The sequence below is a fragment of the Xaviernesmea rhizosphaerae genome (assembly GCF_001938945.1).
Taxonomy (GTDB): domain Bacteria; phylum Pseudomonadota; class Alphaproteobacteria; order Rhizobiales; family Rhizobiaceae; genus Xaviernesmea; species Xaviernesmea rhizosphaerae.
The window spans coordinates 167,497-182,556 of the sequence record NZ_MKIO01000030.1; the positions used below are offsets into that span (position 1 = coordinate 167,497).

General features: G+C 63.2%; 19 protein-coding genes. 12 read left to right on the forward strand and 7 right to left on the reverse strand.

What is annotated here, in order from left to right; translation table 11 throughout:
- The first annotated feature begins 41 nt into the window (after positions 1 to 41).
- From BJF92_RS13095 to BJF92_RS13115, 5 genes are all read left to right on the forward strand, one after another.
- A complete protein-coding gene (locus tag BJF92_RS13095; protein ID WP_075635187.1) occupies positions 42 to 341 on the forward strand; it encodes a PepSY domain-containing protein in 300 nt (99 codons plus the stop codon).
- Positions 338 to 913 carry a cytochrome b/b6 domain-containing protein gene (locus tag BJF92_RS13100; RefSeq protein ID WP_075635188.1) on the forward strand — a complete coding sequence of 192 codons (576 nt, stop codon included), beginning with the start codon at positions 338 to 340 and terminating at the stop codon, positions 911 to 913. The genes BJF92_RS13095 and BJF92_RS13100 overlap by 4 nt, the downstream gene beginning before the upstream one ends.
- 41 nt (positions 914 to 954) lie before the next feature.
- A complete protein-coding gene (locus BJF92_RS13105; protein WP_075635189.1) occupies positions 955 to 1,629 on the forward strand; it encodes a response regulator transcription factor in 675 nt (224 codons plus the stop codon).
- Positions 1,626 to 3,029 (forward strand): sensor histidine kinase, encoded by a 1,404-nt coding sequence (locus tag BJF92_RS13110; protein ID WP_078058003.1) that lies wholly within the window; start codon positions 1,626 to 1,628, stop codon positions 3,027 to 3,029. The genes BJF92_RS13105 and BJF92_RS13110 overlap by 4 nt, the downstream gene beginning before the upstream one ends.
- Before the next feature lie 177 nt (positions 3,030 to 3,206).
- Positions 3,207 to 3,551: a RidA family protein gene (locus tag BJF92_RS13115; protein WP_075635190.1), complete on the forward strand. Its 345-nt coding sequence runs from the start codon at positions 3,207 to 3,209 to the stop codon at positions 3,549 to 3,551.
- Positions 3,552 to 3,878: 327 nt separating this feature from the next.
- Here BJF92_RS13115 and BJF92_RS13120 read toward each other — a convergent pair whose 3' ends face one another.
- The 3 genes from BJF92_RS13120 to BJF92_RS13130 form a co-directional block, all read right to left on the reverse strand.
- On the reverse strand, positions 3,879 to 4,274 hold the full coding sequence (locus BJF92_RS13120) for a hypothetical protein (protein ID WP_075635191.1): 396 nt from the start codon (positions 4,272 to 4,274) through the stop codon (positions 3,879 to 3,881).
- Positions 4,275 to 4,426: 152 nt separating this feature from the next.
- The gene (locus tag BJF92_RS13125; protein WP_075635192.1) at positions 4,427 to 5,650 is read right to left on the reverse strand and encodes an acyltransferase family protein; all 1,224 of its coding nucleotides are present in this window, start codon (positions 5,648 to 5,650) and stop codon (positions 4,427 to 4,429) included.
- 234 nt (positions 5,651 to 5,884) lie between these two features.
- Complete coding sequence (locus tag BJF92_RS13130) at positions 5,885 to 6,526, reverse strand: carbonic anhydrase (RefSeq protein WP_245294749.1); 642 nt, start codon at positions 6,524 to 6,526, stop codon at positions 5,885 to 5,887.
- Positions 6,527 to 6,915: 389 nt separating this feature from the next.
- On the opposite strand from BJF92_RS13130, the gene BJF92_RS25760 reads away from it, so the two are divergent.
- The 3 genes from BJF92_RS25760 (at position 6,916) to BJF92_RS13140 (ending at position 9,763) form a co-directional block, all read left to right on the forward strand.
- Positions 6,916 to 7,086, forward strand: coding sequence for a hypothetical protein (locus tag BJF92_RS25760; RefSeq protein WP_176218729.1), 171 nt, complete (start codon positions 6,916 to 6,918; stop codon positions 7,084 to 7,086).
- A 171-nt stretch (positions 7,087 to 7,257) separates the two neighbouring features.
- Positions 7,258 to 8,385 (forward strand): AI-2E family transporter, encoded by a 1,128-nt coding sequence (locus BJF92_RS13135; RefSeq protein ID WP_075635238.1) that lies wholly within the window; start codon positions 7,258 to 7,260, stop codon positions 8,383 to 8,385.
- 133 nt (positions 8,386 to 8,518) lie between these two features.
- Positions 8,519 to 9,763, forward strand: a complete 1,245-nt coding sequence (locus BJF92_RS13140; RefSeq protein ID WP_075635194.1) for an NAD(P)/FAD-dependent oxidoreductase — start codon at positions 8,519 to 8,521, stop codon at positions 9,761 to 9,763.
- Positions 9,764 to 9,774: 11 nt separating this feature from the next.
- On the opposite strand, the gene BJF92_RS13145 is transcribed toward BJF92_RS13140, so the two are convergent.
- Positions 9,775 to 10,569, reverse strand: a complete 795-nt coding sequence (locus tag BJF92_RS13145) for a response regulator (RefSeq protein ID WP_075635195.1) — start codon at positions 10,567 to 10,569, stop codon at positions 9,775 to 9,777.
- A gap of 232 nt (positions 10,570 to 10,801) precedes the next feature.
- Between BJF92_RS13145 and BJF92_RS13150 the strand changes: the two genes are divergently transcribed.
- Positions 10,802 to 10,990, forward strand: coding sequence for a NepR family anti-sigma factor (locus BJF92_RS13150; protein ID WP_075635196.1), 189 nt, complete (start codon positions 10,802 to 10,804; stop codon positions 10,988 to 10,990).
- Position 10,991: 1 nt separating this feature from the next.
- Positions 10,992 to 11,504 (forward strand): GNAT family N-acetyltransferase, encoded by a 513-nt coding sequence (locus tag BJF92_RS13155; protein WP_075635197.1) that lies wholly within the window; start codon positions 10,992 to 10,994, stop codon positions 11,502 to 11,504.
- A gap of 75 nt (positions 11,505 to 11,579) precedes the next feature.
- Here BJF92_RS13155 and BJF92_RS13160 read toward each other — a convergent pair whose 3' ends face one another.
- Genes BJF92_RS13160 through BJF92_RS13170 form a run of 3 tightly spaced genes read right to left on the reverse strand, consistent with a single transcriptional unit; the run spans position 11,580 to position 13,022 of the window.
- Positions 11,580 to 11,828: a YMGG-like glycine zipper-containing protein gene (locus tag BJF92_RS13160; RefSeq protein WP_075629298.1), complete on the reverse strand. Its 249-nt coding sequence runs from the start codon at positions 11,826 to 11,828 to the stop codon at positions 11,580 to 11,582.
- 46 nt (positions 11,829 to 11,874) lie between these two features.
- The gene (locus tag BJF92_RS13165) at positions 11,875 to 12,030 is read right to left on the reverse strand and encodes a DUF3309 family protein (RefSeq protein WP_075635198.1); all 156 of its coding nucleotides are present in this window, start codon (positions 12,028 to 12,030) and stop codon (positions 11,875 to 11,877) included.
- 47 nt (positions 12,031 to 12,077) lie between these two features.
- The gene (locus BJF92_RS13170) at positions 12,078 to 13,022 is read right to left on the reverse strand and encodes an alpha/beta fold hydrolase (RefSeq protein ID WP_075635199.1); all 945 of its coding nucleotides are present in this window, start codon (positions 13,020 to 13,022) and stop codon (positions 12,078 to 12,080) included.
- A gap of 408 nt (positions 13,023 to 13,430) precedes the next feature.
- Here BJF92_RS13170 and BJF92_RS13175 point away from each other — a divergent pair, with 408 nt between their 5' ends.
- Together BJF92_RS13175 and BJF92_RS13180 are read left to right on the forward strand one after the other, a co-directional pair.
- Positions 13,431 to 13,742 carry a hypothetical protein gene (locus tag BJF92_RS13175; protein WP_075635200.1) on the forward strand — a complete coding sequence of 104 codons (312 nt, stop codon included), beginning with the start codon at positions 13,431 to 13,433 and terminating at the stop codon, positions 13,740 to 13,742.
- A gap of 191 nt (positions 13,743 to 13,933) precedes the next feature.
- Positions 13,934 to 14,941 carry a PRC-barrel domain-containing protein gene (locus BJF92_RS13180; RefSeq protein WP_075635201.1) on the forward strand — a complete coding sequence of 336 codons (1,008 nt, stop codon included), beginning with the start codon at positions 13,934 to 13,936 and terminating at the stop codon, positions 14,939 to 14,941.
- Positions 14,942 to 15,060: the final 119 nt, after the last annotated feature.

Genomic DNA, 15,060 nt, shown 5'->3' on the forward strand with positions numbered 1-15,060 from the left:
GCGATCACCCTGTCAGAGGGGAATGCTCAAGGAGATCCAGCATGTTCAAGACTGCCCTTGCCGGCGCGCTCACGCTCGCCGCCCTGTCTTCCCTTGCCCTGTCGTCCCCCGCTCTGGCCGACGATGACAATGCCGCCTGCACCAAGGAGCCGAAGGCGAAGTGGATGACCACCGAGGCGATCTCCGCCAAGGCCGTCGCCGCCGGCTACAAGGACGTCAAGAAGGTCAAGGTCGAAGGCACCTGCTACGAAGTCTATGCCAAGACCGCCAAGAACGAACGCGCCGAGGTGGTGATGAACCCGATGACCGGCGACGTGGTGAAGGTGGAGACGAGCGAATGACGGCCCTGCCGTCATCACAGGACGCGCGTGGAACGGGCGGCATCACGCCGCCCGGCCGCAGCGTGCCCGTCTGGGATCTGGTCGTGCGCCTGTTTCACTGGGGTGTGGTCACGGGCTGTGCGCTCAATCTCTTCATCCTGCGGCCGGGCAAGCTGCCGCATCGCTATGTCGGCTATGGGATCGCCGCGCTTCTGGCGCTGCGTGTCGTCTGGGGCTTCATCGGCTCGCGTCATGCCCGCTTCGCCGATTTCGTGCGCGGTCCGCGTACCGTCGCGGCCTATCTGGACGAGGTCGTCAAAGGCCGCGAAAAACGCCGGCTCGGCCATAATCCGGCGGCCGCCGTCGTCATGCTGCTCCTGATGGCGCTTCTGGCCGGCACGGCGCTGACGGGCTGGATGCAGACGCTGGATGCCTTCTGGGGCGAGGACTGGGTGTCCGACCTGCATGAGACCCTTGCCAATGCGATCATGGTCGTTGCAGGATTCCACATTGCCGCCGCTCTGTTCGAGAGCCTGCGCCACCGCGAAAACCTGATCTGGTCCATGGTGACGGGACGCAAGCGGCCGCTTTAAACCATGAGGACGGCCGGCCGTAATGCTGGCAGGGAGGACGCATGCGGCTATTGCTTGTCGAGGACAGCGCGCGGCTGGTCGAGCTTCTGAGCGAAACCGTGCGCGAGGCCGGGTGGCGGCTGGACGCGGTCCATACCATTGCCGATGCCGAACATGCGCTGAGCCTGCGCGAGCATGATCTGGTGCTCCTCGATCTCGGCCTGCCCGACGGCAACGGGCTCGACCTGTTGCGCCGGATTCGCGAGCAGCACAAGGATCTCCCCGTCATCGTGCTGACCGCGCGCGGCACGGTGGAGGACCGGATCGAGGGGCTGGATGCCGGGGCGGACGACTATCTGGTCAAGCCCTTCCACCACCGCGAATTTCTGGCGCGCTGCCGGGCGATGCTGCGGCGCAGCCCGGTCGCGCTCCAGCCGGTTCTGGAAGCCGGCGCGCTGCGCTTCAATCCCGCAACGGCCGAACTGACCTGCCACGCCCAGGTCGTGCCCCTGCCGCCGCGCGAGCGGGCGCTGATGGAGCTTCTGATGCGCGATGCCGGCCGCGTCGTACAGAAGCGGCGGCTGGAACAGGCGCTGTCGGGTTTCGGCGAGGAGATGACGCCCAATGCCCTGGAGCTCGCCGTCTCGCGCCTGCGCAAGAAGCTCCTGCCGCTCGACACCCGCGCCAATCTGGTGACGGTGCGGGGCGTCGGCTACATGCTTCAGGCATTGGCATGAGCCAAGCTAAGGATGCGGCCTCGCACCGCGGATCGGATGGGCGAGCAGACCGACATCCGGGGCGTTCGCTGATCGGCATCGTTTCCTCGCGCATCGTCCTCTTCACCGTGCTGGCCATGCTCTTGGAACTGGGCATCGTCCTGGTGCAATACTGGACCGACAATGACGAGCTCGGCGCTTTTCTCATCAATGAGGAGACGGAAATTCTGTCCGGAGGGCTGAGCGCGCCGGGTGGCAGGCCGCGCTTCGATCTGTCGCCACAGCTTGCCGAGCGTTATCAGCTCAAACCGGCGGAGGCGGAGGGAGCGATCTATGTGCGGGTGCGCACCGGCTCCGGCCGCGTTCTCTTTTCCAGCTGTGCGGAGGCCTGCGAGCGCCATTTCCTGCCGGTCGCGATCAATCCGCCGGATTTCTGGCAACGCCAGATCGCCGCGGGCAAGCCGCTGAGCGTGGCCGGAGGGCGCACCTTCCGCGTGGGTGAGGAAGAGGTGTTCGTCGAGCTGGCCGTGCTGCGCGATCCGCATGATTTCGTCAACCGGGTGCTGGCGCATGAACTGCGTGACCATCTGATCATTCCCATGCCGCTGATGTTCGGTCTCGTGGCCATCGGCACGATCCTGTCGGTCTGGGCGGCGCTGAAGCCGGTGGTGGCCGCCGGGCGCGCGGCCGACCAGATCGACCCGCGCGCCGATCTCAGCGCGCTGTCGACGGAAGGCATGCCGCGCGAGGTCGCCACCTTCGTCCATGCCGTGAACCGCCTTCTGGCCCGCGTGCGCGACCTGATCCAGGCGCAGAAGGTGTTCTCCACCTCGATCGCCCATGAGATCCGCACCCCTGTCAGCATCATCCGCATGGAGCTGGAGCGCATCGACGATCCGCGCGCGCGCAAGGCCGAGCGCGATCTAGAGGCGCTGACCCATATGCTGGAACAGCTGACCGCGCTCGCCAAGCTCGACGTGGTCGATCCGAAGTCCTTCCAGACCGTCGATCTCTTCGCCCTGGCGGAGGAAAGCGTCGCCCGGCTTGCGCCCTTCGTCTTTGCCAACGGCCATTCGATCGAGCTTGTCGGGGAGGGCGCGCCGATGGTGCGCGCGGTTCCCGCACTCCTGGAAAACATGCTGCGCAATCTCGTGGAAAATGCCGTCAAGCACACGCCCGCGGGCACGAACATCACCATCCAGGTGCTGGAGGAGGGGGCGCTGAAGGTCAGCGATGACGGGCCCGGCTTCGAGCCGCAGACGGCCGATACACTTGAAGCCGGTCGAATCAAAAGCTCGGACCAGCTGGGAATCGGTCTGCGGATCGTCGAGCGCATCGCCGCTTTGCATCAGGGCCGCCTGTCGGTGGAGAGTGCGCCGGGGCAGGGCACGCGGATCCGGCTGGATTTGAACCCGGCCTGACAGATCAGGCCTGCCGATGACCATTTTCCGGCAGCTTCTGCCGTTGCTCAAGGCCGCTCTCGGGTTTTCATTGCCGTCCCCATGGTCTAAACGGGCAGGGCCGCTCGACAGGCCTGGCACGGGAGAGCCCGCACGGGCAAGGCGGCGTGAGACCGTCACCACACAAGGGATTTCAAGATGGACATCAAACGCATCGACGTTGGCCCGCGCATGAGCCAGGCCGTCATCCACAACGGCACCGTCTATCTGGCCGGCCAGGTCGGCGAGCCGAGCGGCGATGTCTCGGAGCAGACGCGCCAGGTTCTCGAAAAGATCGACCGTCTCCTGGCCGAAGCCGGTACGGACAAGACCCGCATCCTCTCGGCCACGATCTGGCTGAAGGACATGGCTGATTTCGGCAAGATGAACGCCGTCTGGGACGGCTGGGTGCCGGCCGGCCACACGCCCGCCCGCGCCACCGGCGAATCCGCGCTCGCAACCCCGGATTACCTCGTTGAAATCATCGTGGTCGCCGCGCTGTAACAGTCTGTTCAAGCATTGCCGTTGGCCTGACGAAAATGGTGATTTCGAGAACCGGAGCGCAGCGTACTCTCGTACGTGAGCACCGGAAGCGCAGAAATTGCCATTTGCAGGCGGCCAACGGTTATGATTGGACAGACTGTAAGACATAATGCCGAAGCGCGATGTCTTGGGCGTTGCAAGTCTAGAGCATCGGACCGAAAAGTGGGAACCGGTTTTCGGAACAATCCGATGCAAAAACAAAAATCTAGAGCATTGCACTGAGGACTGTTTTCAGTCCGATGCTCTAGAGTCCTGCGGTCGCTGCACGCTGCCGCAGGGCTTTTCCTATCAGTCACCGATGCGGGCGATGCCGGTCTCGCCATTGTCGCGGATCCATTTGACCTTCTTCGGCCCGGCATCGCTCAGCACGAAGCACATGCTATTGCCGTCATACCAGGTCTTGAACTTCTGGCAGAGCCGGTCTTCGGCGATCCACCAGCGGCCGCTGTCGGAGGGCTTTACCAGCTTGCCGATCCCCAGCGCCTGGCCATCGCCATCGACCTGGCCGTTGGTCCGGTAGTTCAGCGGAAACTCGCCGCCCATCGGCGCCGCAAGATAGATGGTCCGGCCGACGATCTTCTCCTTGATGTCCTGATTTTTGAGGCGGTTGCCTTCGGCCTGGGCCGGCAGCGCCAGCAAGGAAAGCGCAGGCAGAAGGAAAGCGGTCAGGATCTGTCGGCGCATGGGCGTGCGTCTCCTCGTGGGGAATGATCTTTCCCCATTACGCGCGTCCCGGCGTTCGGATCATCCTCCCTGTCATGGCCGCGCGCTGTCGGCGACCATGAGGGTCAGGCATGCGTCCGTGCGTCAGGTCGAAATCGGACCAGTCCGACATGTCATGCGGGCTGGCGCACCGATGCGTCCGGTGCAGGCGCTTCCGGCGCGGGGCGATAAGGCTCCTTCACCCTTGGGGAGATCAGCTTCTTGAGCTTCAGGGCCGGCTTTTCGATCAGCAGCCAGGAAGCTGACGCGAAGCAGACGGTGAGGAACAGCGACAGCGCCATGATCACCACCACGCCTTTGGCGTCCTGACCCAGGTAATGCGGAACCAGAAAATGGATCAGGGTCTGCGAGATCGGGAAGCCGTAGAGATAGAGGCCGTAGGAAATATCCCACCGGCAGATCCGGTCGAACCAGCCGAAGCGCAGCGCGCCGACATAGGCTGTGCAATAAACCAGGCAAAGCCCGGCCATGACGTCTGATCCATTGGTCAGCAGCAGGAAGAAATAGCTCACGCCGCACACCACGAAGAGCGGCAGGCTGACGGGCAGAAACTCGTCGAACAGTTTGAAGACAACGCCGACAAAGAAGAGATAGACGATAAACCAGTGTGAGAACCGGGTCAGGTCCAGGCGGGTATTGATGTCGGCAAGGCCGGTGAAGGCGACGATGGCGAGCACGGCCGTGACGATCAGCATGATGATGCCGAAACGGCGGCGGTTGAACAGAAGGCCGGGCGCCATGACGAGCGCCATGAGGCCATAGCAGGCCAGTTCCGGCTCGAGCGTCCAGAGGCTCTCGTTCACACGGTCGGGGAAGGGATTGTGGATAAAGACGCCGGGCAGATCGAACTGGACGAAGCCAACGAGATTGCCGAAATATTCGTAGAGATTATGGTCGGTGAAATAGGCGGACAGGGTAAATTCCGTCACGATCGGCCCGAGAATGAACGCCGACAGCATGATTTCCGTCGTCAGAGCCGGGAGCAGCCGAAACACCCGGAGCAAAAGAAAGTCCTTGACCGATCTGTTGCGCAACGCGCTCCCGGCAACGAGAAATCCGCTCAGGGCAAAGAAGGCACCGACCAGCGAATAAAGAAACGGGCGCAGCGCATCCTGGCTGAAGAGGATGCTGGCCATGGTCGCGCCGTCGCCGCCAATGACCACGCCCGTGCTCCCGTCATGCGGGCCGCGGGTCAGGATGCGCGCGTGATGCAGAAGAATGGTGATCGCCAGCGCATGGCGGAGAAACAGGAAACCGGGATAAAGGCCGCCATGGCTGCGCTGAACATCCGCAAAAGTCGTGATCTTGCGGCTCTTCAGAAAGTCGTTCCAAAGCATATTGATCTCTTTGTACGATAATGGCGGTGTGCTGCGATCCTGAAAACCCGGAGCCGCGGATGCCACATGGACGTATAATTTGGCCCTAATGTGATTTCATCGCAATCCGCGCATGGGCGCGGATTGAGGCTTTTCACCGCATGTATCCTGTTTGCAACATTTTCGGGCTGGCCATTTTTTCAGGCGGAACGGCAGCATTTTGCCTCGCGCCCGGACATGGCGGGGGCAAGGTCTTCAGCCCGGAATGGTCTGGTTGAGAAACTCTACCGCGCCGCTGTCGAGATCGTAATAGGCCGGAACGACCTTGACCCGGCCGGCATGGACCAGATGGCCGACGGGCTCGCTTTCCATGAGGATGCGCTTGACCCCGCGAATGGCATGGCTGCGGGCGATCCTTTCCGGGAAACCCTCGCGCCGGTCTTTGTCCTTCACGGCAATCTCGGCGATGCCCTCGATCATCCGGCCGATATTGCCCTCGAACTTCGTGCCCTTCAGCGCCGCATCGCAGGCAGCGGCCACCGCGCCGCAGCGCTTGTGCGCCATGACCACGACAAGGGGCACATGCAGATGTTCGGTGCCATATTCGATTGTTCCGAGAACGTCCGTATCGACCACATTGCCGGCATTGCGGGCGACGAACATCTCGCCCAGCGTCACTCCGCCGAAGATCAGCTCCGGCACCACGCGGCTGTCCGAGCAGGTGAGCACGATCGCCCAGGGCTTCTGGCCCTTGGCGACTTCGGCGCGCCGATCGATGAAACCGGCGGCGCAGGCCTCGGCATCCTGAATGAAGCGCTTATTGCCCTTGATCAGGCGATCCAGCGCCTCGTCCGGCGATGGCGGCGGATCTTCCCCGGCCAGAGCAGGTGCTGCCATGCCCGCCGTTGCCGTGAGAACACCTGTACCCGCCAGCCGCAGGAACCCGCGCCGGTTCCATGAACCGCCCTCGCATGCCTCGCACATCGTCGTCTTCCCCCATTGTGAGCGGCACGCAGGCCGCGCGAATGCAGGCCCACGCCCCGGGCCTTCCTGCCCCATGGAAGCAAGGGGAGATGGAGGAAAGGTTATCGCGAACAGGTTTTTCGAGGGATGGAGCAATGCGCGGTGCATGGGACGGGAGTCTGCGCAGTAAACGCTTGTTAAGATCTCGGAACAAGGCAAGGCGTCACGCGTTTTTGGGCAGACCGGCCGCGCAACGCCAGATGTTTGCCGGCCCGAAACTGCCGCCATCCCAAACAATTTCTGACCATCACAGGGGAACACCCATGCTTTACTGGCTGCCCAGGATCTTCCTGCTCGCTCTCGCCGCTTTGGTCCTCGCCTTCGGCCTGATGCCGGTCACCTCGCAGGATGTCGCCTCGACGCTGCTGGTGGTTCTTGTCGGCCTCGGCCTGTTCTCGCTGACCATGCATGTCTTCCCACCGGAGCGCTACTGACCGCTTTCAGGCCGCTGCCGGGTTGTCGGCGGCGGCTTGAAGGATGCGTTCTGCCCTCGGCCTGCCGAGCGAAGAGATAAAAATGCAACGACGGCCCTTGATCCCGCGTGATCCTGGGCCGTCATGGCTGGAACAGAGCGGGAATGCCCGCAGGGCATGGAGATCAGGGAAATGAGCGCTTCCTTCGCCGGGCGTGGAATGTTCAAGAACAAGACAAAGGTTGATCTTGAGCTGCAGGCTCTGCTTGAGCGCGAGCCCGAGCGTCCGCATCGCAGTCTTCTCGATCTCATGGTCGCTTGGTCTATTATCGGCATGTTCGTCATCGCCATGTCGGTGGTGATCTATCTGCTCGAGCCGATCCTGATGCCGGTCACGCTGGCGATCGTCGTCGGCATGGTGCTGGGCCGCGCGGCGGACCAACTGTCGCGCTTCGGCCTGCCGCCGGGCGCGGGCGGGCTGATCCTCGGCTTGATCTTCGCGGTCGGCCTGTTCCTGCTCATCAATGCGCTGATCGAGCCGGTCAGCAATCTCGTCGCTGCCGCGCCGGCCATGATCGAGCGCAGCGTGGATCGTATGTTGCCATTTCTCAACCGTTTCGAATGGGCGCGTCACGTGATCGACGGCGCCAATGAGAAGACCATTTCCGACATGGCCATGGCCAATGCGGGTGCCGTTCTCGGCGCCCTGGCGGCGGGCCTGACGCCCGCCTTCGTCCAGGCCGCAATCTTCCTGGCTGCGCTGGGTTTGTTTCTGCTCGGAAGGGCGCATCTGCGCAAAACCATCATCATGGCGCTGATCACGCGCGAGCGTCGCCTGACGGCGATCCGCATCATGAACGCCACCGAAAACGCGGTCGGCTTCTACTTTGCCACTGCCAGCCTGATCTATCTCGCGCTCGGCACGGTCACCGGCCTGATCGCCTTCATCGGCGGCCTGTCCATGGCCCCGCTCTGGGGTGTCTTCGCCTTCATATCCAGCTTCATTCCCTATCTCGGCGTCACCGCCATGACGATCGCGCTGCTCTGCGCAGGGCTGATGACGCATGATGCCCTGCTGCTGGCGATGGCGCCGGCGGCCGGCTTCTTCCTCCTCCATCTCGTCATGGAAAATCTGGTCACCCCGGCAATCCTCGGCAGCCGGCTGGAAATCAACCCCTTCCTCATCTTCATCGCCATCATCTTCTGGACCTGGATGTGGGGTGCTGTCGGCGCCATGCTCGCCATGCCGCTGTCGCTGATCGCCATGACGATCTTCAACGAAGTCCGCAGCCATCCGCCCGAGCGGCAGCTCCCCGGCTGATCCGCATCGCTCCCTAAAGCGTAACAGGAATATTACAAAGCCGGTCGTCCCGCCAGGGCGGCCGGCAAGGTCGCGCCGTGTCGCGTCATTCTTCACCTTTCCGATTTTTCCATTCACGTCAGGAGCTTGCGCCATGTCGGTGATGATCGATACGCAGGAGACAACGCAGGAGGACCTGCACAATGGCCGCTCTCCCTGGGGTCTGCAGCACAGCCCGCCGCAACGCCGTCGGCTGACCGACAGCATGACGACGGAAGTGCTGATCATCGGTGGCGGCATCACCGGCTCGCTGCTTGCCGAGCATCTGGTCGCACGCGGCCATGAGGTCACGCTGATCGACAGCGAGCAGCCGGGGCTCGGCAGCACGGCTGCCTCCACCGCCATGCTGCAATGGGAAATCGACCAGCCGCTTCACCGGCTGTCAGAACTCTACGGCTTCGATGCGGCGGCGGAAATCTACCGCAAAAGCTTCTCCGCCGTGCAGGGGCTGACCCGGCTGGTGGCCGATTCCGGCATCGACTGCCAGTTCAGCCCGCGCGCCACACTCTATATCGCTGCCGATGGCGTCGATCACCGCGTGCTGCAGGCGGAATCGGCTTTGCGCGCACGGGCCGGGCTGCCGGGCGAGTTCGTCGATGGCGCGCATCTTCAGGCTCATTTCGATCTCCGGCGCGATGGCGCCATTCTTTCGCCCGGCTCGGCCGATGCCGATCCGCTGCTGCTGGCCTGGGGGCTTCTGCATCGTGCAGAACGCGCCGGTCTGCGGCTCATCGATGCGAAAGCGGAGCTATTCGATGCCGACAGCCGCCGTGTGGCGGTGGAAATGGCCGATGGCCGCGTGATCGAGGCGCGCCATGTGGTTCTCGCCACCGGCTATATCATGCCTGACTTCGTCAAGACGGAGTTGCACAGCACCGTCTCGAGCTGGGCGCTGGCCACCGTGCCGCAGGCGCCACAGGGGCTCTGGCCGGGGCGTCCGCTGGTCTGGGAGGCTTCGGAGGACTATCACTACATGCGCTCGACCGCCGACGGGCGGATCGTCATCGGCGGGGAGGATGACGACACGCAGGACCCGGACGAACGCGCGCGCAAGACCGCGCAGAAGCGCGACCGGCTGCTGCAGGTTCTGGGCGAGCTGCGCCCCGAGGCGAACCGGCAGGTGACCCATGCCTGGGCCGGCGCCTTCGGCACCACGCAGGACGGCCTTCCGCTGATCGGCGCGGTGCCGGGCCATAGCCGCATCTTTGCCGCCTATGGCTATGGCGGCAACGGCATCACGTTTTCCTACATGGCTTCGCGCATGCTGGCGGCGGAGATCGCCGGAAAGCGCGAAGCCTGGTTCGACGGCTTCGCGCTCGACCGTCCCGTTCCGGAATAGTGAATAGTTTGTTACTTACCGCGACCGGCATGCTCGTCGAAGAACAGCGCCTGGCTGATCAGCGCCTTCACCATGTCGGGGTTGAAGGGCTTGGTCACCAGGAAAGCCGGCTCGGGCTTTTCGCCCGTCAGCAGCCGCTCCGGGAAGGCGGTGATGAAGATCACCGGAATGGTCGAGCTCTTCAGGATCTCGTTGACCGCATCGATGCCGGAGCTGCCATCGGCGAGCTGGATATCGGCCAGCACCATCTGCGGCTTGGTCCGGTGGAAAAGGTCGACGGCTTCCGCATGGGTGCGGGCAATGCCGGACACACCATGGCCGAGGCTGCGCACCATGTCCTCGATGTCCATCGCGATCAGCGGCTCGTCCTCGATGATCATGATCTCGGTGGCAACCTGCGCGGAGATTTCCTGCGAGGCCTTGTGCAGCAATGCGCCGGTGTCGTCCGCCGAGAGGCCGAGGATTTCGCCGGCTTCCTCGGGCGAAAAGCCTTCGACCGAGACCAGCAGGAAGGCCTTGCGGGCATCGGGCGTGATGTTCTGCAGATTGTCGGCGGCGCGCTGCTCCCAGGAAAAGGGAGAGGCTGCTTCCGAGGGCGCGATCGTCACCTGGTCGAACAGCTGGCAATAGAGCTTGAAGACGCTGACCCGGTCACTGGACGTTTTGGGAAACAGGCCGATATTGGCGATGAGCGCCTCGAGCACAGCCGCGACATAGGCATCGCCCGAGGTCTGCGAGCCGGTGACGGCGCGCGAGAAACGGCGAAGATAGGGCAGGTGAGCGGCGATGCGCATGGAAAGTGACATTTAAGACGTCCTTCGGTATGATGAACCCACTTCTCGGAAGGCGGCCCCGCAACGCTCCGGAAACAGCGGAACCGTTTGACCATTTTTTCCTCTCCATGGGAAGTTTGATGAGGATAAAATCCATGACAGAGATGGTGTTGCCGCCGTTTTTGCAAGCCTGCTCCGTCAGGTTTTCCGCGCGCTCGGGCGCCTGTGCGGTGCAAAAAGTGGTGCAAGGGAGCGCGGCGCTCTGATGCCCGATCATCGCAATAGCAAGCGCAGCGGCGTGCTGCGGCCGGGCAATGTTCCGATCGATCCCAACAGCCAGGTGGCGGCCAAGCTCAAGGCCTTCTATTCCGCCGTCGAGCAGGAGCCGATCCCCGATATGTTTCTCGATCTTCTGGAGCAGCTGGACCGGGCGGAGAAGGTGGGAAAGAGCTGAGATGCTCCTTTCCAGCCGCTGCGAGATGCGGCCACCGATAGACGCCGATGGAGAAGAGCTGATCCGTCTTTGGACCGATCCCACAGTTCGCGTTTTCCTGGGGGGCTCGTTGAGCAAGGACGAGGCCGCAGCACGTGTTTCTGATCTTTTATCGACCAGAGAAAACGTTTGGGTCGTTACACTAATTGGCGCGCGCGCACGCGAACCTGTTATCGGTTTGGTTGCTCTTCATAGCCATCATGACGGCGAGGATGTCGAAATCTCGTACAGCTTTCTTCCCGAATTTACTGGACAGGGATTGGCAGCAGAGGCCGTCGACAGGATCCTTCAGCATGCCCTTTTCCATATGGGGCTGCAATCTTTGGTTGCGGAGGCGCAGGCTGCCAATCTCCCTTCTTGTCGGATGCTGGAGCGTATCGGCTTCGCATGCGTCGGAGAGACACAGCGTTTTGGGGCATATCAGCGCATCTATCGTTTTCCAGTACCGCCTGCAGCATCGTCTGTAGACATTTGATTCCCGTAAGCAAAAACAAATGTGCCCGCCTGATCCTCATCAATGGCGGGCACATCTCTGTAATTTTAAGCTGACTTAGCAGGCAGCGGTGTAGCGGCGGCCATACTGGTCGCGATAGATGCAGCGGCCGGGCTCGTTGGCGCGACCGATCAGGGCGCCAGCGACGCCGCCGACAGCGGCACCAACGGCTGCGCCGCGAACATTGCCGGTGGCGATGCCGCCGATGACGGCGCCTGATCCTGCGCCGATGGCGGCGCCGCGTTCGGTCTGGGTGCAGGCGGCGAGCGGCAGGATGCAGGCCACGGCGAGAAGGGCTTTTTTCATGACGGAGTCCTTTCGAGGGTCAGATAGTCGAGTGTCGCGGGGTCCGTCAGATGCGGCCCATCAGCACCAAGATAAGAAGAATGATCACCACCAGGCCGAGCCCGCCTGAGGGCGCATAGCCCCAGCTACGGCTATGTCCCCAGGTCGGCAATGCACCGATCAGCAGCAAAATGAGAATGATCAACAGAATAGTGCCGAGCATGGGGTCCTCTTGGGTTCAATGTTGGCTCGATGACGAGGATCGCCCATTCAACGCATTGCCGTCATATTGGTTCCGCTGGCTTCATTTTTCCGTGAAAACACCGGTTTTGCACCGCCAGACCGATTTTTCTGCGCTGCAGCGCGAGAGGACAGGCCGTGCGGTCCGAGAAGGATGAAATCGCTGATGAGCCGGTCGACCACGCCGCGCGCCTCCGCCATCGGCAGATGGCCGATGGCGTTGAGAATGACCGTGTGGCAGCGCGGTAAGGCGGCGGCCAGGTGAATCTGGTGGATCGGCGGTACCACACGGTCGCCCGCGCCGATGATGTTGAGCACGGGCACGTCGATCCGCGGCAGTTCGGGAACGATGGAGGTGCGCGACATCCACACCACGAACGCGGCGATCTCGTGCGGGCGCGAAGCCAGAAGATGTGCCCGAACCGCCTCCATCGTCGCCTGGGTTTCCTCGGTTTCCCAGCGCACGGTCTTGTCGAAGACGCATTCCAACGATCCCCAGCGGAAGGTTTCCTTGGTGGCGATCCAGCGGGTGAAGAGGCGCGAAAACAGCAGGCGGCCGAGCCAGGGAAGGCGCAGGATCCGCGAGGCCATCCGCTCCTGTCCCTCGAACCGGCCGCAGGCAAACGCCCCCATCAGCACGACCCGATCGACCAGATCCGGCCGGTGGCGGGCGATCAGCAGCGACAGGAAGCCGCCGGTGGAATGGCCGATCAGCGTCACCGGCTCGCCGTCGAAATCGCGCTCGATCGCCTGCGCATAGGCATCGACAATCACTTCCGTCGTCAGCGGCGTCGCATCATTGCCGAGGATCCAGGGCGAGTGGCCGGGCAGGGGATAGGCCGCCGCGCGACCCGTGATGGCGATGCTTGGCGCAAAGCAGCGCCAGAAGGCCGGGGCCATCACCATGCCGTGGATCAGCACCGTGCGGGTGCCGGGATTTTCGGAAAGCCAGGTCGGTTCAGGGCTGCGCAGCATCTGACACTTCCTTCAAGCGCGACCTTTGCACGGGCACACATCACCCGCTGCCGGCCGGCCAATGCTGCGTCACGATGCGAAGCGGCGCACTGCAGGCAAATCGGGCGCATCGCGAGACGCCAGACGAAGGATCGGCCGGAGAAACGGGCGTATCATGCTGCGGTGCTGCGCCAGCCGGAACAGGTGACGCGTGAGACGCTTCTAAAACGCGCATGGGGCGTCTTCGGTTCCCCCTTGCGCTGCAAAAGAATCGCCTCGAGCGAGGCTTCGCTCGTGCTTCTCACCGGTCCCCGGTTTGCCCCGGGGCCGCGGGTTAAGAAATCTTAACCAGGCGTTAAAGCATGGCGGGAACATCTTGTCCCGATCGACCGTTGCCAAGGCGAAACCATCCGATCGATGGAGCGCCCGATGGAGCATATTGCAGCGATCATGATGTTGGTGGGCTGCTCGGCCGGCAATAGTCATTGCGCCGAGATCGAGCCGCCAGTCTTTGCTTTCGAGACCATGCAGGAATGCCAGCGCGATCTGCGCCCGGCCATTGGTACAGTCCGGCGTGACTATGGCGTGATTTACGGAAAATGCGCCGAAGTCGATCCCGCACTTGAGGACGACTATACCGGGATCGCCTGGCACATCAACGCGCAGGACGAGCTTGAGGTTCGCCTGACGACGACACCGGTGAAGCAGAAGATCCTTGTGGCGGAGAACCATGTTCGCTGAGCCTGCTGCGCATCAGGCGGAATGAAGGATAGGGGAAGGTCGGATCTGCTACAGGCGATCCAGCTCGTCTGGCTGTGGGAGCATGCCTGCCGCGGGAACCGCAGGCGGGGGTGTGGCGTTGTGTGAGTGATCTCTTTTTGAACCGATCGCTTCCTGCCACGCATCATTCTGCCATGCCCAAGGAGAACTTCATGATCCGCGTCCTGCTCGCCACCACCGCGCTCGCTGCCGGGTTGGCCGTCGCCATGCCGAACCTGCAGGCCCAGACCGCGACAACGCCTGCCTCCACGGCGCCGGCAGCAACGTCCGCACCCGGCGCCTCCGACGCCGCCAATCCTCCCATGCTGGCCAGCAATGTCATCGGCAAAACGGTTTATACCGGTGTCGATGAGGAGGGAGAGGCGATCGGCAAGGTCAAGGATGTGGTAATGAACGCGGCCGGCACGGCCCAGGCGCTGGTGGTCGGCGTCGGCGGCTTTCTCGGCATCGGGGAGAAGGATGTAGCTGTCGGCTTCGACCGCGTGTCCTGGTCCGAGCGGGACGGGCAGCAGATCCTGGTTGTGGCCATGAGCCGCGATGATCTCAAAGCCGCTCCCGTCTTCAAGCGCGAGGCGATCATGGATCCGGCCGCTACCACGGACAAGGCCGCAGCGCCCAACACGGCACCGCGCCCCACGCCCGAGAGCGAGGCAACGACGCCGGCCGGCAGCGAACTCACCGAAACCGGCACCCCGGCCCAGCCTGATGTGGCCGCGCAGGCGCCTGCCGCAGGTGCGCAGGCAGAGGTTCCCATGACGGGCACCACGCCCGAGATGACCGATCCGGAAGCGCCGCCGCCGGCGGACACCGCCGAGCCGCAGCTGCGCCCTGTCGATCCCGCGCTTGTCAGCACCACCAGCCTGATCGGCACGCCGGTCAAGGTGGCGGATGACACCGAGATCGGCAAGGTCGGCGATGTCATCCTCAACCGCGAGGGGAAGCTCGACGCCTATGTGATCGATGTCGGCGGCTTTCTCGGCATCGGCGAAAAGCCGGTGGCCATGAGCGCGCGCGATATCCAGGTAATGGCGGATGCCAAGGGGAAGATGACGATCTACTCGCCCTTCACCAAGGCGCAGCTGGAGAAGCAGCCACGCTACGACGCCAATGCCTATAAGCGCGACCCGCGCCCCCTGGTGCTGGCGCCGCCGGCCGAGTAACCGTCTCGTCCTATCTGCCGCAATGCCCGCACGCCGTCCGCAACCCTTTGCGGACGGCGTTTTCGTTTGTCGGATCGACAGACAGAAAAGGACGCCCGGTGAGGGGCCTCCTTTTTTAA

Excerpts from the sequence above, each read along its gene's own strand:
- BJF92_RS13095 (WP_075635187.1), top strand. The coding sequence starts at position 42 with ATGTTCAAGACTGCCCTTGCCGGCGCGCTCACGCTCGCCGCCCTGTCT.
- BJF92_RS13100 (WP_075635188.1), top strand. The coding sequence starts at position 338 with ATGACGGCCCTGCCGTCATCACAGGACGCGCGTGGAACGGGCGGCATC.
- BJF92_RS13105 (WP_075635189.1), top strand. The coding sequence starts at position 955 with ATGCGGCTATTGCTTGTCGAGGACAGCGCGCGGCTGGTCGAGCTTCTG.
- BJF92_RS13110 (WP_078058003.1), top strand. The coding sequence starts at position 1,626 with ATGAGCCAAGCTAAGGATGCGGCCTCGCACCGCGGATCGGATGGGCGA.
- BJF92_RS13115 (WP_075635190.1), top strand. The coding sequence starts at position 3,207 with ATGGACATCAAACGCATCGACGTTGGCCCGCGCATGAGCCAGGCCGTC.
- BJF92_RS13120 (WP_075635191.1), bottom strand. The coding sequence starts at position 4,274 with ATGCGCCGACAGATCCTGACCGCTTTCCTTCTGCCTGCGCTTTCCTTG.
- BJF92_RS13125 (WP_075635192.1), bottom strand. The coding sequence starts at position 5,650 with ATGCTTTGGAACGACTTTCTGAAGAGCCGCAAGATCACGACTTTTGCG.
- BJF92_RS13130 (WP_245294749.1), bottom strand. The coding sequence starts at position 6,526 with ATGGCAGCACCTGCTCTGGCCGGGGAAGATCCGCCGCCATCGCCGGAC.
- BJF92_RS25760 (WP_176218729.1), top strand. The coding sequence starts at position 6,916 with ATGCTTTACTGGCTGCCCAGGATCTTCCTGCTCGCTCTCGCCGCTTTG.
- BJF92_RS13135 (WP_075635238.1), top strand. The coding sequence starts at position 7,258 with ATGAGCGCTTCCTTCGCCGGGCGTGGAATGTTCAAGAACAAGACAAAG.
- BJF92_RS13140 (WP_075635194.1), top strand. The coding sequence starts at position 8,519 with ATGTCGGTGATGATCGATACGCAGGAGACAACGCAGGAGGACCTGCAC.
- BJF92_RS13145 (WP_075635195.1), bottom strand. The coding sequence starts at position 10,569 with ATGTCACTTTCCATGCGCATCGCCGCTCACCTGCCCTATCTTCGCCGT.
- BJF92_RS13150 (WP_075635196.1), top strand. The coding sequence starts at position 10,802 with ATGCCCGATCATCGCAATAGCAAGCGCAGCGGCGTGCTGCGGCCGGGC.
- BJF92_RS13155 (WP_075635197.1), top strand. The coding sequence starts at position 10,992 with ATGCTCCTTTCCAGCCGCTGCGAGATGCGGCCACCGATAGACGCCGAT.
- BJF92_RS13160 (WP_075629298.1), bottom strand. The coding sequence starts at position 11,828 with ATGAAAAAAGCCCTTCTCGCCGTGGCCTGCATCCTGCCGCTCGCCGCC.
- BJF92_RS13165 (WP_075635198.1), bottom strand. The coding sequence starts at position 12,030 with ATGCTCGGCACTATTCTGTTGATCATTCTCATTTTGCTGCTGATCGGT.
- BJF92_RS13170 (WP_075635199.1), bottom strand. The coding sequence starts at position 13,022 with ATGCTGCGCAGCCCTGAACCGACCTGGCTTTCCGAAAATCCCGGCACC.
- BJF92_RS13175 (WP_075635200.1), top strand. The coding sequence starts at position 13,431 with ATGGAGCATATTGCAGCGATCATGATGTTGGTGGGCTGCTCGGCCGGC.
- BJF92_RS13180 (WP_075635201.1), top strand. The coding sequence starts at position 13,934 with ATGATCCGCGTCCTGCTCGCCACCACCGCGCTCGCTGCCGGGTTGGCC.